This window comes from Brevibacillus panacihumi W25 (assembly GCF_000503775.1).
In the GTDB taxonomy this organism is placed as follows: domain Bacteria; phylum Bacillota; class Bacilli; order Brevibacillales; family Brevibacillaceae; genus Brevibacillus; species Brevibacillus panacihumi_A.
The window spans coordinates 77893-97751 of sequence record NZ_KI629785.1 but is presented as its reverse complement, the minus strand read 5'-3'; the positions used below and the strand labels follow the sequence as shown (position 1 = coordinate 97751).

At 51.9% G+C, this 19859-nt stretch carries 28 protein-coding genes and 2 riboswitches; of the genes, 22 read left to right on the top strand and 6 right to left on the bottom strand.

The annotated features are described in order from the left end of the window. Nucleotides 1-92: 92 nt before the first annotated feature. A complete protein-coding gene (locus T458_RS41355; RefSeq protein WP_023556939.1) occupies nucleotides 93-785 on the top strand; it encodes a class I SAM-dependent methyltransferase in 693 nt (230 codons plus the stop codon). 17 nt (nucleotides 786-802) lie between these two features. On the opposite strand, the gene T458_RS41350 is transcribed toward T458_RS41355, so the two are convergent. From T458_RS41350 to T458_RS41335, 4 genes are all read right to left on the bottom strand, one after another. Next, the gene (locus T458_RS41350; protein ID WP_023556938.1) at nucleotides 803-1219 is read right to left on the bottom strand and encodes a hypothetical protein; all 417 of its coding nucleotides are present in this window, start codon (nucleotides 1217-1219) and stop codon (nucleotides 803-805) included. 73 nt (nucleotides 1220-1292) lie between these two features. After that, nucleotides 1293-1646, bottom strand: a complete 354-nt coding sequence (locus T458_RS41345) for an MmcQ/YjbR family DNA-binding protein (RefSeq protein WP_023556937.1) — start codon at nucleotides 1644-1646, stop codon at nucleotides 1293-1295. A gap of 174 nt (nucleotides 1647-1820) precedes the next feature. Next, nucleotides 1821-2033: a hypothetical protein gene (locus tag T458_RS41340; RefSeq protein ID WP_023556936.1), complete on the bottom strand. Its 213-nt coding sequence runs from the start codon at nucleotides 2031-2033 to the stop codon at nucleotides 1821-1823. Between the two features lie 98 nt (nucleotides 2034-2131). Beyond that, nucleotides 2132-2359 (bottom strand): hypothetical protein, encoded by a 228-nt coding sequence (locus T458_RS41335; RefSeq protein WP_023556935.1) that lies wholly within the window; start codon nucleotides 2357-2359, stop codon nucleotides 2132-2134. Between the two features lie 193 nt (nucleotides 2360-2552). Between T458_RS41335 and T458_RS41330 the strand changes: the two genes are divergently transcribed. Together T458_RS41330 and T458_RS41325 are read left to right on the top strand one after the other, a co-directional pair. After that, a complete protein-coding gene (locus T458_RS41330) occupies nucleotides 2553-2798 on the top strand; it encodes a hypothetical protein (protein ID WP_023556934.1) in 246 nt (81 codons plus the stop codon). 26 nt (nucleotides 2799-2824) lie between these two features. Further along, nucleotides 2825-3169 (top strand): DUF952 domain-containing protein, encoded by a 345-nt coding sequence (locus T458_RS41325; protein ID WP_031305788.1) that lies wholly within the window; start codon nucleotides 2825-2827, stop codon nucleotides 3167-3169. Nucleotides 3170-3172: 3 nt separating this feature from the next. Here T458_RS41325 and T458_RS41320 read toward each other — a convergent pair whose 3' ends face one another. Beyond that, nucleotides 3173-3391 (bottom strand): hypothetical protein, encoded by a 219-nt coding sequence (locus T458_RS41320; RefSeq protein ID WP_023556932.1) that lies wholly within the window; start codon nucleotides 3389-3391, stop codon nucleotides 3173-3175. Nucleotides 3392-3531: 140 nt separating this feature from the next. On the opposite strand from T458_RS41320, the gene tlp reads away from it, so the two are divergent. The 10 genes from tlp to T458_RS41275 all read left to right on the top strand — a co-directional run bounded on the left by tlp (nucleotide 3532) and on the right by T458_RS41275 (nucleotide 11795). After that, nucleotides 3532-3747 carry a small acid-soluble spore protein Tlp gene (tlp, locus tag T458_RS41315; protein WP_023556931.1) on the top strand — a complete coding sequence of 72 codons (216 nt, stop codon included), beginning with the start codon at nucleotides 3532-3534 and terminating at the stop codon, nucleotides 3745-3747. A gap of 147 nt (nucleotides 3748-3894) precedes the next feature. After that, nucleotides 3895-5001 carry a tRNA 2-thiouridine(34) synthase MnmA gene (gene mnmA / locus T458_RS41310; protein WP_023556930.1) on the top strand — a complete coding sequence of 369 codons (1107 nt, stop codon included), beginning with the start codon at nucleotides 3895-3897 and terminating at the stop codon, nucleotides 4999-5001. Between the two features lie 25 nt (nucleotides 5002-5026). Continuing rightward, on the top strand, nucleotides 5027-5359 hold the full coding sequence (locus T458_RS41305; RefSeq protein ID WP_023556929.1) for a hypothetical protein: 333 nt from the start codon (nucleotides 5027-5029) through the stop codon (nucleotides 5357-5359). 31 nt (nucleotides 5360-5390) lie between these two features. Further along, on the top strand, nucleotides 5391-5903 hold the full coding sequence (locus T458_RS41300; RefSeq protein WP_023556928.1) for an ACT domain-containing protein: 513 nt from the start codon (nucleotides 5391-5393) through the stop codon (nucleotides 5901-5903). A gap of 78 nt (nucleotides 5904-5981) precedes the next feature. Next, nucleotides 5982-6177: riboswitch (cobalamin riboswitch) on the top strand. 146 nt (nucleotides 6178-6323) lie between these two features. Next, nucleotides 6324-6689 (top strand): class Ib ribonucleoside-diphosphate reductase assembly flavoprotein NrdI, encoded by a 366-nt coding sequence (gene nrdI, locus T458_RS0128850; protein ID WP_031305787.1) that lies wholly within the window; start codon nucleotides 6324-6326, stop codon nucleotides 6687-6689. Next, the gene (gene nrdE / locus T458_RS41295; RefSeq protein WP_023556926.1) at nucleotides 6676-8760 is read left to right on the top strand and encodes a class 1b ribonucleoside-diphosphate reductase subunit alpha; all 2085 of its coding nucleotides are present in this window, start codon (nucleotides 6676-6678) and stop codon (nucleotides 8758-8760) included. The genes nrdI and nrdE overlap by 14 nt, the downstream gene beginning before the upstream one ends. Nucleotides 8761-8792: 32 nt before the next feature. Further along, nucleotides 8793-9749, top strand: coding sequence for a class 1b ribonucleoside-diphosphate reductase subunit beta (nrdF, locus tag T458_RS41290; RefSeq protein ID WP_023556925.1), 957 nt, complete (start codon nucleotides 8793-8795; stop codon nucleotides 9747-9749). Nucleotides 9750-9812: 63 nt separating this feature from the next. Next, on the top strand, nucleotides 9813-10121 hold the full coding sequence (locus tag T458_RS41285; protein ID WP_023556924.1) for a thioredoxin family protein: 309 nt from the start codon (nucleotides 9813-9815) through the stop codon (nucleotides 10119-10121). Nucleotides 10122-10185: 64 nt separating this feature from the next. Beyond that, complete coding sequence (locus tag T458_RS41280; RefSeq protein ID WP_023556923.1) at nucleotides 10186-11469, top strand: glycoside hydrolase family 18 protein; 1284 nt, start codon at nucleotides 10186-10188, stop codon at nucleotides 11467-11469. Nucleotides 11470-11567: 98 nt separating this feature from the next. Then, nucleotides 11568-11795 carry a hypothetical protein gene (locus T458_RS41275; RefSeq protein WP_023556922.1) on the top strand — a complete coding sequence of 76 codons (228 nt, stop codon included), beginning with the start codon at nucleotides 11568-11570 and terminating at the stop codon, nucleotides 11793-11795. Nucleotides 11796-11807: 12 nt separating this feature from the next. Here the strand turns inward: T458_RS41275 and T458_RS41270 are convergent, their stop codons facing one another. After that, nucleotides 11808-12194: a DUF2203 domain-containing protein gene (locus T458_RS41270; RefSeq protein ID WP_023556921.1), complete on the bottom strand. Its 387-nt coding sequence runs from the start codon at nucleotides 12192-12194 to the stop codon at nucleotides 11808-11810. 99 nt (nucleotides 12195-12293) lie between these two features. Here T458_RS41270 and T458_RS41265 point away from each other — a divergent pair, with 99 nt between their 5' ends. The 9 genes from T458_RS41265 to T458_RS41230 all read left to right on the top strand — a co-directional run bounded on the left by T458_RS41265 (nucleotide 12294) and on the right by T458_RS41230 (nucleotide 19829). Further along, complete coding sequence (locus T458_RS41265) at nucleotides 12294-13502, top strand: serine-tRNA(Ala) deacylase AlaX (RefSeq protein ID WP_023556920.1); 1209 nt, start codon at nucleotides 12294-12296, stop codon at nucleotides 13500-13502. Nucleotides 13503-13560: 58 nt separating this feature from the next. Next, entirely contained in the window at nucleotides 13561-13944 is a 384-nt protein-coding gene (gene kapB / locus T458_RS41260; protein WP_023556919.1) for a kinase-associated lipoprotein KapB, read from the top strand. A 37-nt stretch (nucleotides 13945-13981) separates the two neighbouring features. Next, nucleotides 13982-14092: riboswitch (TPP riboswitch) on the top strand. 206 nt (nucleotides 14093-14298) lie between these two features. Then, nucleotides 14299-14502 carry a sulfur carrier protein ThiS gene (thiS, locus tag T458_RS0128845; RefSeq protein WP_031305785.1) on the top strand — a complete coding sequence of 68 codons (204 nt, stop codon included), beginning with the start codon at nucleotides 14299-14301 and terminating at the stop codon, nucleotides 14500-14502. Nucleotides 14503-14507: 5 nt separating this feature from the next. After that, nucleotides 14508-15278 carry a thiazole synthase gene (locus T458_RS41255; RefSeq protein WP_023556917.1) on the top strand — a complete coding sequence of 257 codons (771 nt, stop codon included), beginning with the start codon at nucleotides 14508-14510 and terminating at the stop codon, nucleotides 15276-15278. 2 nt (nucleotides 15279-15280) lie between these two features. Beyond that, the gene (locus T458_RS41250; RefSeq protein ID WP_023556916.1) at nucleotides 15281-16564 is read left to right on the top strand and encodes an acetylornithine deacetylase; all 1284 of its coding nucleotides are present in this window, start codon (nucleotides 15281-15283) and stop codon (nucleotides 16562-16564) included. Between the two features lie 7 nt (nucleotides 16565-16571). Continuing rightward, nucleotides 16572-17240, top strand: a complete 669-nt coding sequence (tenA, locus tag T458_RS41245; RefSeq protein ID WP_023556915.1) for a thiaminase II — start codon at nucleotides 16572-16574, stop codon at nucleotides 17238-17240. Beyond that, nucleotides 17237-18019 (top strand): ABC transporter ATP-binding protein, encoded by a 783-nt coding sequence (locus tag T458_RS41240; RefSeq protein ID WP_023556914.1) that lies wholly within the window; start codon nucleotides 17237-17239, stop codon nucleotides 18017-18019. Before tenA ends, T458_RS41240 begins: the two co-directional genes overlap by 4 nt. Beyond that, entirely contained in the window at nucleotides 18012-18767 is a 756-nt protein-coding gene (locus tag T458_RS41235; RefSeq protein WP_023556913.1) for an ABC transporter permease, read from the top strand. The genes T458_RS41240 and T458_RS41235 overlap by 8 nt, the downstream gene beginning before the upstream one ends. Before the next feature lie 24 nt (nucleotides 18768-18791). Continuing rightward, a complete protein-coding gene (locus T458_RS41230) occupies nucleotides 18792-19829 on the top strand; it encodes an ABC transporter substrate-binding protein (RefSeq protein WP_023556912.1) in 1038 nt (345 codons plus the stop codon). Nucleotides 19830-19859 lie beyond the last annotated feature (30 nt).

The window sequence follows — 19859 nt, the reverse complement described above, 5'->3', positions numbered from 1 at the left end:
CCTCTATATCGTATAAAGCGATTGTTATGAAATCTGTCCTTCCCATGAAGAATAACGTATACTTTCATCATACATATCGGGGAGGGAAAAGCATGAAGGATCTCGAACGCCAATTGGAACAGAGTTGGATCACCAATGCAGAGGCATGGACACAATCCGTGCGAGAAAAACAGATTGAGAGCCGAAAGCTGGTTACCGATCAGGCAGTGATTCAGGAGATTATGAGGCATCAGCCAGCCAAAGTCCTCGATGTCGGTTGCGGGGAAGGGTGGTTAGCCCGTACACTGGCTGAAAAGGGCATGGAGGTCGTCGGCATCGATGGGAGCAACGAGTTGATCAAACTGGCTCAACAGTCTGGTGGCGGCATTTTCTATACCGTCAACTATACGGATTTATGTGACAATCCCAAGCAAGTAGGGGAACAATTCGATGTGATCATCTGCAATTTCTCCATTCTTTCGGAAGTCATCGTGCCTTTGCTGCAGGCTCTTTCCGTACTTCTTTCTAAGCAAGGAGTGCTCATCATCCATACGCTGCACCCGTTCGCGGTGACGGAAAGAGAGCAGTACGAAGATGCTTGGAGAAAAGAGGATTTTCAGGGAATGGGAGAAGGGTATCAAGCGGAAATGCCTTGGTATTTTCGTACAATGAGCTCCTGGCTCAACGATCTGCATCAAGCCGGGCTCCGATTGATCCATTGCAAAGAGCCCATCCATCCGCTAACAGGCAAACCTCTTTCCTTGCTGATGACAGCACAAAAAGCTGATGATCGTGAGGACGAATAATTTGTTTAGACAGAATGCTACGACTTTTTTTGAAAGCCGTACAACAAAAAATAGCCAAAAGCGATTCCGCAGACGAAACGCAGATTCTGAACGAGAACAAAAAAGGAAAATATAGTGAGATACTGTCCGAAGGGTGAAAACAGTATGGGACCAGAAAAAGTGCCCAATAGAGTGGGTATGCCGACAGTGACGAACAGAATCCAGTCAAAAGTCCATCGACCATAGCTTCGGAATGTTCGGATAAACGACGGAAGAGCAAGGAAAGCTCCGATCAGGATCGGGTAAAGCGTGCTGTACCATAAGTAGGGCCAGTATTGATAGGTCGTATTCCGATGTTCCAGAAGGACTGCATCATAAGAAAAGAGAAGCCACAAACCGAATATCAGGAGCGCCGTATAGAGCAGATAACCTGCAACTCGGACACTTGTTTTCACGAACATCTCCTCCAGACTGCTGCCGTTCGCGTGTTGCTAGGGACGATCATTTATCTCCTGTTGTGAGTATTCATTACATAAGCAACTCATCTCGAACGGCTTTTTTTAGTCCTTTCACAACCAGTTGATAGGATAGATCGATCCAGCCCTTCACTTCCTCCTCGGGGAGACTTCCATCCATCTCGGCGGTATTCCAATGCCGTTTGTTCAGATGGTAGCCGGGCTTGACTGCGTCGTATTGGGCGCGCAGCAATTCGGAAAATTCCGGTTCGCCCTTCAAACTGATGTGCGGGATCTGCTCTTTTTCTGTCAGCAGGGCAAACATTTTGCCGCCAACCTTGATCACATGTGTGTCATCCCCAAAAGGGAAGTCCTCAATAGCTCCGGGCTTCGCTAAACAATATCGACGCAGCTGCTGAAAATCCATTCTTCTTCCCCCGTTTTCTGTAATGGACGCTTACTACATTGCCAAATGTTCCCTTCCATTCCTACTATGAAGGGCAAGCAGAAAATTTGCAATGCCATTTTCTGCAGGGGAGGCAGGAGCTGGACAAAGGTAGAGGTCACCTGAAGTACGTTCACAGGTGACCTCATTATTTGCTTATTCGTGGCGGTGCTCGGGATGCATGTCGATGGCCCGAAGTTCATCCTTGGCCTTTTCGACAAGCGTTTGGTAATCCCTCACAACCTCCGTAAGAGCTGTTACGGATTCCTGATAATCCGGTTCATTACATATCCCATCTATTGCGCGATGCAAGTGATACATCTTATTTTCTGTTCTACGAATAAACTCTGCCCATTCCATTCCGTTCATCTTCGCGCCTCCTTTCCAATCATAGCCTTTACCTGTTTAGAAAAAGTATGCAAGATGGCGTAGAGGTTTGAGATGCTGACTTACGCTGCGGGATAGCTTCAAGCTTGGTCATAGGGTATTGCGTCTCTTTGAAACAGCTTGCTCACCATCCCGTAGAGGCGTGCAGGCAGATCGGGAAACACGATTCGATACAGATCGGCCCCTTCTTGCAGCAAAGCGATGGGGGCTTCAATTTCGTAGGGGATCTTCATCAGGTCGAGCATGTTTTTATACTGATCTACATTTTGTTTGTCGACTGTATAGTAAAAAGCTTTCTCTGCTTTCATGGCGGCACACTCCTTTTCATGTAGTGTAGCATAAGAAAAGCTACGGTTCGAACGCACCATAACATTTATTATGTAAACAGTATGATCCCAAGGCTGCAAATGGGACTGGAAGAGCTAAGGACTTGGCATGATCAAAAAATGCTGGCAAAATAAGAACGGAAGTCGAAACAGGAAAGAGGAACGGAGGGTTCCTATGAAAATTGCCCTGCATCAGATCGCTTATCAGATCGGGATTCATCCTACAGAACTGGCGAAGCTCGTCTATGACGGGGAGATCACCGGCGAGGTGCCGGATCGCAACCCGCAGTCCAAGGACGCATGGGTGGATCTGCATTCGTTGCGGAATTTCATTCAGTGGCGCTATGACCAGGGACGGATGGAGGAATTGGTCTACGGAAAATCAATTCGTCACATTGATAAATGGTTGTCACGAAAATAGCTGATGGAGAAAATGGAGGGACGAAAATGAGTACGATCTATTGCTTGGTGCCAAGCGCTTACTGGCAGCAATGGGAAGGAAAAGCGGAGTATTTTCCACGTGATTACGAACAGGAAGGCTTTATTCATGCGACCAAGGGGGACGAACTGCTGGAAGTGGTGGCAAATCGCGTCTATCCCGATTTTGCGGACGAATTGCTGGTCCTCGTTGTCGACGAAAAAACGTGTACATCCCCTGTCAAATATGAACAGGCGAAAGACGGACTCCTGTATCCGCATATCTACGGCGGGTTGAATCAGGACGCGATTATCGACGTGAGAAAAATGGAGCGAGTGCAGGATGGCTGGAGATTGGGACAGTCCGTCCGCTGAGCTTCATTCAAAGTGGTACAAATTTAACAGGTCAAGTACCTCCTGACGCTTGGACGGAGGCAATTGATCCAGTCTTCGCAAAAGGTAGCCGATTCGGAGCCTTTGCTCTTCCTCTGATTCGGACTTTTTGTTGCCCTTGATCCATTGTCTTTTCAGTTTTACGGATTCTGTATCTGCGATGATGCGCAGCAGTTTTCGCTCGAGCAAATCCAGGGAAGCCATTGTGTTCTAACCTTCTTTACATCAAAAGTAAGGGGTGCCGGCACCGACAATTATAGCATGCTCGATACATAAAGGGACCTGTCTTGGCGCAAAATGGGAGAGGTATATCTCAAAACATGCGAATAGAAGGAGTGTACGACATGCCAAAACCGGACGATCGCTCGGACAACGTGGAAAAACTGCAGGACATGCTTCAGGACACAGAGCAGAACATTCGGGAATCACAGGACTATCTTCGCGCCCACGGCGATGAGATCTCTGCGAAGGAAAAGCAGGATATTGAGGAGAAAAACCAGCGCCGTGAAGAAAGCATCGATGGTTTTCGGGCCGAGATTCAGGACGAGGCTTCTCAATAATCAAACAGATTCGAAGCGCCTGTTGCAATCATGCGACGGGCGCTTTTTATACACTCGTTTTCTAATAAATATACTCCAAGACATGATTTGTTCCGCAAAACATGGTAATCTGTTAAAGGAACGAATCCAGAATAGAGGAGAAAGACCATGAAACGACCAGAAGATACACGCGTTGTAGTCGGCATGTCTGGTGGAGTCGACTCCTCCGTGACGGCTTACCTGCTCAAACAGCAGGGATATGACGTCATCGGCATCTTTATGAAAAACTGGGATGACACCGATGAATTCGGCCATTGCACGGCGGAAGATGACTTTCAGGATGTCCGGCGCGTCTGTGAACAAATTGATATTCCGTATTACACGGTTAATTTTGAAAAAGAGTACATGGATAAAGTATTCCAGTACTTTTTAGATGAATATAAGCGCGGGCGCACTCCCAACCCCGATGTCATGTGCAACCGCGAGATCAAATTTGGCGAGCTTCTGGCCAAAGTGATGGATCTCGGAGCTGATTATATCGCGACGGGACATTACGCCCAGGTGAAGTACATCGATGGCGAGTACAAGCTGTTGCGCGGCGTCGACAACAACAAGGACCAGACCTATTTTCTCAACGTTTTGGGCCAGGAGCAATTGTCCAAGACGATGTTTCCGATCGGGCATTTGCCCAAGCCGCAAGTGCGGGAGATCGCACAACAAGCAGGGCTGGCGACCGCGAAGAAAAAGGACAGCACCGGCATCTGCTTTATCGGGGAACGGAATTTCCGTGAATTCCTGCAAAATTACCTCCCGGCGAAAAAAGGAACCATCGAGACAGTCGATGGGATCGTGATCGGGGAACATGACGGCTTGATGTACTATACGCTGGGGCAGCGCCAGGGGCTGGGTATCGGCGGCGGACACGGCACCACCGGCGAGCCATGGTTTGTCGTCGACAAGGATCTGGAACGCAATGTCCTGATTGTGGGCGAAGGGGCGAACCATCCGCGGCTGTTTTCAACAAGTCTGATCGCGACGGATGTGAACTGGGTGAGCGACAACAAACCACGGGAATCCTTCACCTGCACAGCAAAATTCCGTTACCGCCAGCCTGATCAGCAAGTAACCGTGCACCTGCTGGGCGACGACCGCGTCGAGGTTGTCTTTGACCAACCGCAAAAAGCAGTGACGCCGGGACAGGCTGTGGTCTTCTACGACCAGGAGGTATGCCTGGGAGGCGGCACCATCGACAAGGTAACCTTGTTGGATAGATAGAAATAGCGTGTAGGGGGAGCTTTTCATGGAGGCAGCGAAAAAATCAAAAGTGGTCATCCTCTCTTTTTTGATCGGGTCTATCGTGATCGGGGTTCTTGCTTACGTCGGCATGGCGATAGGCGGAAATGAAGCGGTGGCCCTGATTCACAAGACCATTGAGGAACGAGGGGGAACCGTGGCACAAGGCGGCATCATGGCGGTTCCGTTGGATGAAAGTCCTTTTGAGAAGAGCGGCAAAGGCAATACGATTTTTAAAATCGATTACACCAAGGACGGCAAAACGTATACAGCTTTTTATCGCTCGAAAAATCAGTCCTCGATCATCTCCGAGCAAGAAGAATGGATTTTTGCCGAATAGACAAAAACGAATAGGGAGAGTGTGATTGCACATGAGCCAACTTTCTGGACTCCGTGAACTCGCGCAACTGATCGCACGGATCGAGCCTGCTTATTCAACCGGTGCCATCTCCATTCTGTCGCATGAGAACAAAGAGGAGATCGCTTCTTTGCTGCTTGAAGGATTGGGTGCCAAGGTGCCCGTCCAGCACAGTTCGGGAGAGTATGCGAATCATCTGGCGGTGTTCAAGGCTGGCGGCAACAAGTTTACTTTTGCCCAGGATTTTCGAGAGGTGTATATTAGCGAGATCAATTATTGTGCGTGCCGGATACCGCCGGGCGCCCATGGACTGCTGGTGCATCATATCGACTATCCCGGTGTGATCTACGACGTGTCGCAAATCCTGGCCAACCACCAGATCAACATTTCCAAGCTGAACGTGTCCCGGGAGCAGAAAGGAAAAAATGCCCTGCTCGTCTCTGTCACAGATGAAGGAATTACCTCCTCCGTCGTCCAGGAGATCGAGCACTTGCCGCAGATCACAAAGGTGATTTCGTTGCAGTAATAGAGAACCGTCCGTTCCTTGCGGGCGGTTTTTTTCTTGACTACCACGATATATTGATGTAAAGTAAATTCTACCAACTACATATTGATGCGTATAGGTGTCTAGCTGATTATTTCGGCTGACTTAATAGGGAAGCTCGGTGCAAATCCGGCGCGGTCCCGCCACTGTATACAGAGAGTGACGCTTGAACGACGCCACTGATTGTTTCGATTGGGAAGGCAAAGCGTCACGATGATCTGTGAGCCAGGAGACCTGCCTAGACGTGAACACGATCAACCTACGGGAGATAGGGAAGTGTTTGAAGCGCTCAGTCGCCCGTACCGGGGCAGTCCATTGGATTACTATGCGTATTCGACTCTTTCGACAAGTCGGATACGCTTTTTTCATGCCTCACAAAGATTTGGAAAGGAAGATGGAAAGATGATGATCGCCTATGATTCAAGAACAGGCAATGTCCAACGCTTTGTAGATAAGTTGAATGACCGCTTGCCGAGTGTGCAGATCCAGCCTGATCTGCGGGTGGACAAGCCTTTTGTGCTGATTACATATACGACGGGATTTGGGCAGGTGCCGGAAAAGGTTGAAGCGTTTCTAGCAGACAATCATGCCTACCTTCGCGGCGTAGCTGCGAGCGGCAATCGGAATTGGGGGGCAAACTTTGCCAAAAGCGCTGATTGGATCGCACAGCGGTATCGTGTCCCGGTCCTGGCCAAATTCGAGCTTTCCGGAACGACACGCGATCTCGAATCCTTTCAGAACGAGGTGACATCCATTGCGGCATATTGAACTAAACAACCAACTCATGCAGCGTGGCAGCGACGGCTTTTTCCAGCTGGAAAAAGATCTGGAGGCTGTCGAGGTATTTATGGAAGAGGTGGTGGCCAACACCCTGCACTTCAGAAGCGTCCGGGAAAGGCTGGCCTATCTCATCGAAAACGATTATTACGAGGATGTGTACGCCTCGTATACGAACGAGCAGGTGGAAGAGGTTTTCGCGATCGCGCACGGCTCCTCTTTCCGCTTCGCTTCGTATATGGCGATTTCCAAATTTTACAAGGATTACGCCTTGAAAACAGATGATAAAAAGTACTACCTGGAGCATTACCCGGATCGTGTGGCAATCGTGGCCTTGTCACTGGCGCGCGGGGATGCCGACCTGGCGAAGCGCTTGACAGTCTCGATGATGGAACAGCGATTGCAGCCCGCTACACCGACCTTTTTAAATGCGGGAAAAAGCCGCCGGGGTGAGATGGTCTCCTGCTTCTTGCTGGAGATGGACGACTCGCTCAACTCGATCAACTACATTCTGGGAACCTGCATGCAGCTCTCCAAAATCGGCGGGGGTGTGGCAGTCAACCTGTCCAAACTGCGCGGGCGCGGCGAACCGATCAAAGGCGTCGAGGGTGCCGCCAAAGGGATTATGCCGGTCTTGAAGCTGCTGGAGGATGCTTTCTCCTATGCCGACCAGATGGGACAACGCAAAGGATCGGGTGCCGCGTACTACAATATTTTCGGATGGGACATCAATGAATTCCTCGATAGCAAAAAAATCAACGCCGACGAAAAATCACGGATCAAGACGCTGTCAATCGGCCTGATCGTTCCGAATATCTTCTACAAGCTTGCAGAGGAGAACAGGCCTCTGACCGTTTTCGCGCCCTATTCGGTCTATAAGGAATACGGCGTTCACCTGGACGATCTGGATTTGGATGAGATGTATGAGGAACTGCTGGCCAATGAACGCGTGAAAAAGCAGACGGTCATGAGCGCACGCGAGATGCTGACCAAAATCGCCATGATTCAATTGGAATCAGGCTATCCCTACATCATGAACAAAACCAATGCCAATCGCGACCATGCCCTGCGGGATATCGGTTCCGTCAAAATGTCCAATCTCTGCACAGAAATCTTCCAGCTGCAGGAGACTTCCACGATCACAAACTACGGCGAGGAAGACATCATTCGCCGGGACATTAGCTGCAATCTGGCTTCCTTGAATATCGCCAATGTCATGGGGCACAAAAAAATTCGCGAATCGGTGCGCGAGGGGATGGAGGCCATCACGGCGGTAAGCGACTTGACACAGGTGGAAAATGCGCCAGGGGTGCAAAAGGCCAACCGTGAGCTGCACTCGGTGGGACTTGGCGCAATGAATCTGAACGGCTATCTGGCGAAAAACAAGATTGCTTATGAAAGTGAGGAAGCGAAGGATTTTGTCCGCACCTTCTTCATGATGATGAACTACTATTCGCTGGAGAAAAGCATGGAGATCGCGAAGGAGACGGGTACGACCTTCCTGGGATTCGAGCAATCCGATTATGCGAAGGGAACTTACTTTGACAAGTATCGGAGCGAATCGTACCATCCGCGTACAGAGAAAGGGAAGCAGCTGTTTGAAGGAATGTACCTGCCGACCGCGGAGGATTGGTCACAGCTGGAGCAAAAGGTAAAGGAGCACGGCTTGTACCATGCGTACAGATTGGCGATCGCACCGACGCAAAGCATCTCCTACATCCAGAACGCCACATCGAGCGTCATGCCGATTGTCGATCATATCGAGACGCGGACGTACGCCAATTCCACGACGTATTATCCGATGCCGTACCTGTCGCCAGAGAACTATTTTATCTATAAATCTGCGTATCATATCGATCCGTTCAAGGTAATCGACCTGATCGCTGAGATACAGGAGCATGTCGACCAGGGCATCTCGACGATTCTGCACGTCAATAGCAATATTTCAACGCGAGAACTGGCCCGCTACTACATCTATGCGGCGAAAAAGGGCTTGAAATCGCTCTACTATACACGCACCAAGCATTTGACAGTCGAGGAATGCATCAGTTGTGCGATCTGACGCCGATGGAGAAGAAGGAGGAGAGAGAATAGGTGAAAGCAGTCAACTGGAACAGACCCGACGATGATTTTACGATGACCTTTTGGAACCAGAATATCATGCAATTCTGGACAGACGACGAGATCCCGCTCTCGGACGATAAAATGGCTTGGCTCGAGCTGAGTGCAGCAGAACGGGAGACGTATAAAAGAGTACTCGGCGGGCTTACTTTGCTCGATACGGTACAGGGTGGAATCGGCATGCCCAAGATCCTGGAGCATGTCGACGGATTGCAGCGAAAAGCGGTGTTGGGCTTCATGGGCATGATGGAGCAGATCCATGCCAAATCCTACAGCAGTATTTTTACTACCTTGGCGACAACAGAGGAGATCGACAACATTTTCCGCTGGATTGAAAAAAATCCACGTCTGCAGAAAAAAGCATCGCTGATTTCCGAGTATTACCAAAATATCCACAGTCCCAAAGACTTGTATCTGGCAATGGTCGCCTCAGTCTTTCTGGAGAGCTATCTGTTTTACAGCGGCTTCTTCTATCCGTTGTTCCTGGCGGGTCAGGGCAAGATGACGAGCAGCGGCGAGATCATCGACCTGATCGTGCGAGACGAAAGCATCCACGGGCTGTATGTGGGTGTCTTGGCTCAGGAAGAATATCAAAAGCTGACTGTAGTGGAACAAGCGTCTGCCAAAGAGGAGCTGTACGCCTTGCTTGACAAGCTGCATGAAAACGAAATGGCTTATACGGCGGAGCTGTATTCCGAGATTGGTCTGGCAGAAGAGGTTCAGGCTTACGTACGCTACAATGCCAACAAGGCTTTGATGAATCTGGGGCTCGAGCCCTCGTTTCCGGAGGAGGAAGTAAACCCGATCGTGTTGAACGGGATTCGCACCCACACGAAGCAGCATGACTTTTTCTCCAAAAAAGGCAACGGCTATGTCCGGACGATCCATGTGGAGCCGTTGACAGATGAGGATTTTCGTTTTGACCTTTGAGGCTGAGGGCGGCCGCTATCGCGTATAATGGACGAAGTACGATTCGGATAGGAGAAAAATCAGATGGAAGAACTGCATTTGGATAAACTGAATGAACAGCTCGCTTCGAAGAAATCCTTTGTCCTTTTCGTCTATACGCCGATGTGCGGCACCTGCAAGATCACGGGGCAGATGCTGCGCGTCGTGGAAGCGGCTCTGCCTGATGTCTCGATATATCAGATCAACCTGAATACCTCTCCATCTCTGGCAGAAAAATGGAAGATATCCAGTGTTCCTGCCCTGTTGCTCATCAGGTCCGGTCAGGTACAGGAACGATACTATGCGCTTCATTCGGTAGCGCATCTATACGATCTGCTGAAATCCTTCTCCTAGACATACACCTACTGCCTTCTTCCCGAATACAAGGATAAGAGAGATTGTGCGAAGGAGGAGGAGCATGCAGATTTATGTGGTCGAAGAAGGACAGACCCTGCAGGATATTGCGAGAGAATTTGATACGTCAGTCGAGGAGATCGCAAGGGCAAACGAGCTTCCTGATCCAAACAAGCTCGTCGTCGGACAGGCGCTTGTGATTCCGATTGTGGGAAGCTTTTACGTGGTGCAACAGGGGGATACCCTGTATACCATCGGTCAGCGATACCAGATCAGTGCCGCAGAACTGGCGAGGGTAAACGGAATATCGATGTACCGTCCTTTGTCCATCGGTCAGCGTTTGTACATTCCGCCCCGCCCCCGCCGGGCAGCGGATTTCGCTGCGTATGCCGAACCGCGGAGGACCGTCAGTCCTGCATTGGAGGCAGATGTACGCAGAGCGGCACCTCATTTGACCTATCTGGCCCCGTTCAGTTTTCGGATCCAGCGGGATGGCACGCTCTCCCGGCCGCCTTTGAACGAATTTCCTGCCATTACTAGGGAAAATCAGGTCGTCATGATGTTTGTGGTGACCAATCTGGAGGGAGACCAATTTAGTTCAGAACTGGGCAGTCTCGTCCTGAACGATCAAGCCCTGCAGCAAAAGTTGCTGGACAATATCTTCACAACCGCTAGGGAGCTTGGCTTCGGAGACATCCATTTTGACATGGAGGCGTTGCCAGCTACTGATCGGAACGCGTACGCCCAGTTTCTCCGGCGTGCCAAAGAGCGCGCCCAGGCTGCGGGAATGATGATGTCTGTCGCCGTCGCGCCGAAAACGAGCGCCGAGCAGCAAGGAAAATGGTACGCAGCCCATGATTATCGCCAGATCGGAGAGATTGCCGATTTCGTCGTCATTATGACTTACGAGTGGGGGTACAGCGGCGGTCCGCCGATGGCTGTCTCGCCCATCGGTCCGGTGCGCCGGGTATTGCAGTATGCGAAGACGGAGATGCCAGCGGAGAAAATCATGATGGGGCAAAACCTTTACGGCTATGACTGGACGCTTCCTTTTGAGCCGGGAACGACTGCCAGGGCATTGAGCGCCCAAGGAGCAATCGCACTCGCCGCGAGGGAAAATGTGGCGATCCAGTATGACGCCAGGGCGCAGGCTCCCTTTTTCGAGTACACAGATGATGAAGGCCGCCGTCATCAGGTTTGGTTTGAGGACGCCCGTTCCATCCAGGCTAAGTTTAATCTGGTTAAACAGATGGGATTAAGAGGCGTCAGCTACTGGAAATTGGGTTTGCCATTTCCGCAAAACTGGCTGCTGATCGAGTCCAATTTTCGCGTCCGAAAGAGAGCATAAGCAAAAAGGCGTACAGCTCCAGGGGCTTGTACGCCTTTTTTTCACCTGACCACTCATGGTATGATGACAAAAAGTGCAGGTAACAGGAGGTATGATGCATGGGAGAGTGCAGATTGAACCACACGGTGGCTGATGTGCAAAAGAAACTGTCGGAGCAGGCCCCCTACCTGCCAGGAGAACGCGCCGATCAGCTTGAGGCTTTGCTCGCGACGGATTTGACGCAGGAGCAGTTGAATGAGCTTTTTCACCTGCTGAAAAAATACGATCTGGCTACACCGGAAGAACGTCTGCAACGAGACGAGAAAATGGCCGAGCTGCTCGTATAAAAGGCAATTCTTCTAGTCCAGCTTTTTTCGGCCGATAAAGCCGTCATAAAGCCCGTGATAGTGCTCGACAGCTTCTTCTCCTTCGCGCCAGCAGAGCAGGACTTCTTCACCGTTGAGCAGAGCGGGGAAATCCACCAGCCCCACGTCGATGTCCTTCACCTGGATTCCGCTGGCGGCCATGTGCTGAAGGCGCATCTGGGCTTCCATTTCCATGAATTCCAGCTTGCATTCCAACGTGAACAGGTCGTCGTCTGTCGCGGACTGCGATTTTTTCAAGTGCTCGCGTTCCCGATAGGCATCCTGAAATTGGCTTTTTAATCCTTGCAAAAAAGAGATTTCTTCTCGTACATATGGCAACAGTTGGTTCGCTTCTTCGGGCGTAAAATATTTTTTGCTCAACGAAATCGCCTCCCGCCCCTATTATACGGGTACGGGCCGGTAGAGAAAATGGCTGGAGCACATTCGGACGATGGCTGACTCCAGCGGCAAGGAGTAAGGATGAAAGACAGACTGTATTATCAAGACGTTTACCAGCAAACCTTCACGGCTGCGATCACGAAACGAGGAGCCGAAGCGGATGGCACACCGTACGTTGTGCTAAGCCAAACGGCCTTTTACCCGACCGGCGGCGGACAGCCTGCCGACCAAGGCTACCTGGGAGAGATTCGGGTCGTCGACGTAGAAGAAATCGATGGGGAGATTCGCCACCGACTGGAAGGGCAGCTCCCCGAATCTTGGGAACAAGTAAACGGACAGATCGATTGGGAGCGCCGATTTGACCATATGCAGCAACACGCCGGGCAGCATATTTTATCTGCCTCCTTCCGCGAGGTGGCTGGTGCCGAGACCGTAGCCTTCCATCTGGGAAGCGAGCGTGTCACGATTGATGTTCGATTGGATGAACTGACTCCGGACGTTTGGGAAAAAGTAGAGCGTCGAGCCAACCAGATCATCTTGGAAAATCACCCGATCATCGCCCGTTTTGTCGATGAGGACGAATGGAAGGCATTGCCGCTTCACAAGCTGCCGACCGTCACACAAGACATCCGCCTGGTGATCATCCCGGATTTTGATTACAACCCCTGCGGCGGAACGCATCCATCCCGTACCGGGGAAGTGGGGCTGATCAAGATGCTGGGTTGGGAACGCCATCGCGGCAATGTACGGCTGGAATTTCTCTGCGGCTGGCGCGCCATGCGCGAGTATACGGTCAAACAGCGAAGGATCAGCGACGCAGTCCGACTGCTGGGAACCAATGAAGCCGAACTCGGCACAGAGCTGGAGCGCTTGCTGGCGGAGCGTGACGCACTCAAGCAAGCTCTGCAAGAAAAAGAGCGGCTGATGCTGGCAGAAGAGGTTCGCCAAGCGCTGGCCGAAGCGACTCCTGTAGGGGGGTATCGTCTGCTGCAAAAAGGATTTGCCGACAGGACGATCCAGCAATTGCAACAATTTGCCCAACAGGTGAACGCGCAAGCCACGGATGTCATATCGTTGTTGGCGACGACCGGAGAGAAGCGGCAGCTTGTCTTTTCACGCGGTCAGAATGTGTCTGTCGCCATGAATCAACTGATGAAAGAGGTACTGCCAGCAATCGATGGCAAAGGCGGCGGGAGCCCGGCGATCGCACAAGGTGGCGGTCAGGCAAATCTTGCAGCGGAGGAAGTGCTTGCCTTGGCCCGCCAAAAATTGGAGGAGCTAATGGAATAGCACAATGCTTGTCAGGGCAGGGGGCTTTGGAGAAAGACATGAGAAGGAGGACTAGAATATGAACTGGAATACGGGTGATATTGTCCGCGTCCCTTATAAAACAGGTGAATATGTGGCAGAGGTGTTGGAGAATCACGATGGCAAGCTGCTGGTGAAGGTTCTGGCTGTCACCAAATACCCGACGCAAGGGGATTTGCATACTTCCTACGAGGTAGATGTTCCCCTGTTTCACCAGCGTACGGCCTTGTCTCATCTGGAGAAGTTTTATGTGCCTGGACAATCCGTAATTCGCTACAATGCTGCCATCCCCGATTACAAGGAATCGGTTCGGATCGCTCTGGAGCGAGAGATGGACAAGATGAAGAAAATGTCAGCGTGGGCGCAGCGTTGTCTCGTTGAATTGGAAAACATCCACAAGGAAGCCTTTACAAACAGCAAATAGCGTGGTACGGTATAGGCGTAGTACACAACCGCATAGTTCTTTACCAAACGGGGGCCGAGCATAGTCGGCTGAGATTGTAACGAATGCGTTACTGACCGTTGAACCTGACCTGGGTCATGCCAGCGGAGGAAGAGGTAGACGAAATCAATTCGGCTAGATGGAAGAGATCGCTTGATTTGAGCGTATCTGTTTCATATGGCACAGAGGATCGAATCCAACCATCCCGGCGGCGGATGGTTTTTTTCATTCGTCCGGATGTTTTGGATATACAGCTTCTTTCGCATGACTGGGTGGTCCCAGCGGCGGGGGAAGCTTTTTTTCGGTTGTACGGGAGAAGGAGGAGATGGGGACGTTATGCAGATCATTGTAAACGGAAAACAGGTCCCGCTGACGGATCAAGTGCGGACGATCCGTGATTTGCTCGATTCATACCAATTAATGGAAAAAATCGTGGTAGTCGAGCAGAACGGTACGATTATTGAACGTTCGCAGTACGAGAATCAGACGATTGCAGATGGCGATCGCATTGAGATTGTTCACTTCGTAGGGGGAGGATGACAGACATGGATGTACTGAAAATTGGAACATACGAATTTCGTTCCCGCTTGCTTTTGGGAACCGGGAAGTTTGCTGATCTGGATACACAAGGAAAGGCAGTGGAGGTATCCGGAGCGGAAATTCTTACCTTTGCCGTGCGTCGCCTGAATCTGGAAAATCCGCACGAGCCTCATTTTCTGGAAAGGCTCGATCTGAAGCGCTTTACCCTTTTGCCGAATACGGCAGGGGCATACACCGCAGAGGAAGCTGTACGCATCGCGCGTTTGGCGAAAGCTTCCGGATTGTGCGACATGATCAAGGTGGAGGTCATCGGAGACGAGCGAACCTTGCTGCCTGATCCGATCGGTACCCTGGAAGCATCGCGCATCCTGGTCGAGGAAGGCTTTACCGTGCTTACGTATACGAATGACGACCCGATCCTGGCAAGACGTCTGCAAGAGGTAGGCGTCCACGCCGTTATGCCGGGTGCCTCTCCAATTGGCTCAGGTCAAGGCATCATCAATGAGAACAACCTGCGTTTTATCATCGAGGAAGCAAAGGTCCCGGTCATCGTGGACGCGGGCATCGGATCTCCGGCAGATTGCGCAAAAGCGATGGAGCTGGGGGCGGATGGTGTATTGCTCAACACGGCAGTAGCTTTGGCCGATGACCCGGTGCTGATGGCAGAAGCGATGAAGCTGGGCGTGGAAGCAGGCCGCAAAGGATTCTTGGCGGGCCGCATTCCGAAAAAGCGCTACGCCTCCGCAAGCAGCCCGACAGAAGGGATGATTGAATAGCGATGGATCGATTGCGTGAAGCGGTGGCTGCCATCGCCCAGCGGCAGGAAGAAATGTTCGATCTGCTGCAGACGCTGGTCTCCCATCCGACGGTCAGCCCTCCAGCCCGAAACAGCGACACCGCGCAACAAGTGCTGACGGAAGAATTGCAGAAGCTGGGGTTTGAAGTGGATCGCTGGACGGTGTATCCAGGGGACGATAACATCGTGGGGCGGTTGACCGGCACAGCGCCGCAAAAAGCCAAGAGTCTGATCGTCAACGGCCACATCGATGTAGCGGAGGTCGGGGATGATGCAGCCTGGACGCATCCGCCATTCTCCTTGACTCGCGGTGAGGATGGCCGCCTGTACGGAAGAGGGGTAGCGGATATGAAGGGCGGACTCGCAGCCAGCCTGTTCGCGATCAAAATGCTGCGCGAGTACGGGGTAAGCTTGCAGGGCGATCTGATTTTTCAATCCGTGATTGGCGAAGAAGCGGGAGAAGCCGGGACGCTGGTTGCCATCGAGAGGGGCTATACCGCGGACTATGCGGTGGTTGTGGATTCGAGCGACCTGCACATTCAAGGCCAGGGCGGAGTGATCACCGGGTGGATCACGGTCGAAAGCCCGGAGACCCTGCACGATGGCATGCGCGCAAGGACGATTCATGCTGGAGGCCGGGTCCTCGGAGCATCAGCCATTGAAAAAATGGCGAAGATACTGGCGGCATTGCAGGATTTGGAACGGCATTGGGCGGTCATGAAGTCGTACCCGGGATTTCCTCCCGGCACCACTACCATTAATCCGGCGGTAATCGAGGGTGGGCGGCATGCTGCCTTTATCGCAGACCGCTGCTCCTTGTGGATCACGGTTCACTTCTACCCGAATGAATCGTATGAAGAGGTCGTCAAGGAGATCGAGGACCATGTCAATCGGGCGGCTGCTGCTGATGTTTGGCTCCGTGAGAATCCCCCGTCGTTTCGCTGGGGAGGGCGTTCCATGATTGAGGAGCGTGGTGAAATTTTCCCTTCGCTGGAGCTGGATTTGGAACATCCTGCCCTCGCCGTGCTGCAGGCAGCCTACGAGCAACAGCTCGGACATGCTCCCGCTGTGGATATGTCCCCATCCGTTACGGATGCAGGCTGGTTTGCTCACGCAGGCATCCCAGCTGCCTTGTTTGGCCCGGGCGAATTGTCCCAAGCACATTCCGTTGACGAGTCGATCGATCCGGTACAGCTTGTCCAGTTTGCCCAAATCATGGCTGTGTTTATCGCGACCTGGTGCAACCAGGAGAAAATAGAGGAGTGAGCGCATCGTGAAACCTTTTAGCCAAAGACTTTTGCAAAGCGTGGCACCGATCTGGGAGAGCAAATACAAACATCCGTTTGTTACCGGGCTCGGTGATGGAAGTCTTCCGGTGGAATCATTCAAATTTTACATGAAGCAGGACTATGTCTATTTGATCGAATACGCCAAAATGTTTGCGCTTGGGAGCACAAAGGCATATGACCTGACGACCAGTGCGCGGTTTGCCCAGCTGCAAGAAGCGACATTGAACGATGAAATGTCGTTGCATCGCCAATATGCAGAACGTTTTGGCATTACACGCGAGGAATTGGAAGCCACGCAGCCCTCCTTCGTCATGCTGGCGTATACCAGCTATATGCTGAAGGTTGCCCATGAAGGATCGTTGGCAGACCTGGTTAGCGCGCTATTGCCTTGCACCTGGAGCTACTGGGAGATCGGGAAGCGTCTTGCGAAGGTAGACGGGGCAATCGACCACCCGCTGTACGGAGATTGGGTGCGCATGTACAGCTCCGATGAGTTTGGCTCTCTGGCGATCTGGCTGATCGAGCTGATCGACCAGTTGGCAGACGGGAAGAACGAGCAGGAGCTGGCGAGACTGGAAGAGCATTTCCTCATCACGTCAAAGATGGAAGTCCTTTTCTGGGATATGGCGTACAGGCAGGAAATGTGGCCGTGAACGAAAAGCTCGCTTTCTCGCAGGTCGATTTTTCCTACGGGGAGAGAAAGCTCCTGTCGTCCTTTGACCTGGAAGTGAAAAAAGGCGACTTTGTCAGCTTGATCGGACCGAGTGGCATCGGCAAAAGCACTCTGTTTCAACTGGCAGCAGGACTTTTGCAGCCGCAGGCAGGAGAGATTCGCATCGACGGAGTCGCGACGAAGGAGCGATTGGGCAAAATCGGCTACATGCCGCAAAGTGATGCACTAATGCCATGGCGCACCGTAGTAGAAAATGCTGCTCTGCCGCTGGAAATTCAAGGCTGTTCCAAAAAAGAGGCGCAGCGGCGGGTGCGGGAAGAGCTGCCGCGATACGGCCTGTCTGAGTGGGCGGATGCCTATCCCCATGAATTGTCGGGAGGGATGAGACAGCGCGTCTCGTTCCTTAGGGCGCTGCTGTTCGGGTCGGATCTGATGCTGCTGGACGAGCCGTTCAGCGCATTGGACGGCATCACCCGTTTGGAGCTGCAGGAGTGGCTGCTGCAGATGTGGCGGCAGACTGGCAGCACGATGATTTTGATTACACACGATATGGATGAAGCCATACTGCTGGCAAATCGCGTCATTCTTCTATCGGGAGCGCCAATTACGGCGCCTGTGGAGCGCGAAGTTCCAATCGCGTATCCTCGCAGCACAGCAAGCCGCAATCTCCCGGCTTTTCTGGACTTGCGAGAAGAGATTTGGGGATTGTTGCGGCAAGCAGCAGGAGCGAAGGCACAGGGGGGCGTCGCATATGGATAAAGGCAAGCGCGGCTTATGGTTTGCGGCTTCGCTGATCCTGTTTCTAGGGGTCTGGGAAGCAGTGTGCCGCCTGCTGGCGATTCCACCTTTCATTCTTCCGCCGCCAAGCTCGGTCCTGTACGCTTTGTGGGAACTGCGCGAGCCGCTCTTCGGACAGCATCTGTGGGCGACGCTGAAGGAAGTGCTCATCGGCCTTAGCATTTCGATTGTATTTGGAAGCCTGCTCGCGTTTGTCATGAACCGAAGCCGTTTGGTCGAACGAATTGTCTATCCGTATATCGTGATCTCGCAGACCATTCCGATCATCGCTCTCTCGCCCGTGTTTATCCTCTGGTTTGGTTATGACATCTCGGGGAAAATCGCCGTCACGGTGCTGTTTACCTTCTTTCCGATCGTCGTCACCACCTACGATGGTTTGCGCGGGACCGACCGGGAAATGATCCGTTTGCTGCAGACGATGGGGGCTACTCCCTGGCAAATTTTCACGAAGCTGCAGCTGCCCTCCAGTCTTCCGGCTTTTTTCAGCGGGCTGAAGGTAGCGGCGACGTACAGCGTGTCTGGCGCAACGATCGGCGAATGGCTGGGAGCGAGTGAAGGGCTCGGCTATTTCGGGCGGCGGGCTTCCGGCAATTTTCAGGCACCTGCGCTATTTGCATCCGTTCTGTTGTTATCCCTCCTGGGCATGTTGTTGTTCTGGATCGTGGGATATATCGGGCAACGTTATATGCCACAGTCTCGAAAAAAATAAAAAAAATAGGTGAGAGAAACCATCATGAGAACGAAAAAGAATTGGATGAAGAGTGTTCTGGCATTTGGTTTGGCTGCAAGCTTGGCGGCTTGCGGAAGCAGCAATACCGCCGTTCCGGCTGCCCCGGATTCGAATCCGCAGGCAAATGGCAAAGGGGAACCGACAAAACTGACCGTCGCCTTGGACTGGTATCCGAATGCGGTCCACTCCTTTCTGTACGTAGCCCAGGAAAAGGGCTTTTTCCAGGAAGAAAATCTGGATGTTCACCTGCAAATGCCATCGGACAGCAATGATCCGCTGAAAATGGTAGCAGCGGGCAAAGTAGACCTGGCGATTAGCTATCAGACACAGGTGGTTCAGGCGAGAGCAGAGGGTATTCCAGTCGTTTCTGTAGCGGCTTTGGTCAGACATCCGCTGAACGCGATCATGACTAGGCAGGACAGCGGACTGGATTCTCCGGAAAAGCTCGCAGGCAAAGCCATCGGATTCCCATCGATCCCGTTTAACGAATCCATCGTTCGTACAGCGGTCAAACATGCTGGCGGAGACGACTCCGGGCTGTCCTTTATCGATATTGGGTTTGACATTGTGCCTGCCTTGACCGGCAAAAAGGTGGATGCCGTAGTCGGAGGCTACATCAACCATGAAGGGCCCATTTTGGAGAAGCACGGTGTACCGCTTAACATTTTCAAACCAACCGATTTCGGAGTGCCTGACTATTACGAACTGATCTTGACGACAAGCGATGATCAGTGGGAACAGAAAAAGCAAGCGTTCGAAGCATTTATGCGCGCGGCTGCAAAAGCACAGAAATACGTCGCCGAGAATCCGAAACCAGCTCTGGATCTGCTTTTGGCCAAGCAGGCGGAGGAATTCCCGCTCGAGGAGGACATCGAGACCAAGAGCCTGGAGATCCTGTTGCCGCTGATGGATGCAGGGGATAAGCCTTTTGGCTACCAGACCGAAGAATCCTGGCAAACGCTGATCAATTGGATGAAAAAGGAAAAACTGATCAGCGGAGATGTTCAAGCCAGTCAAATCGTTCGTCAATTCGCGAATTAAACGACTGTTTAAACTCCTGAAAGCAACATC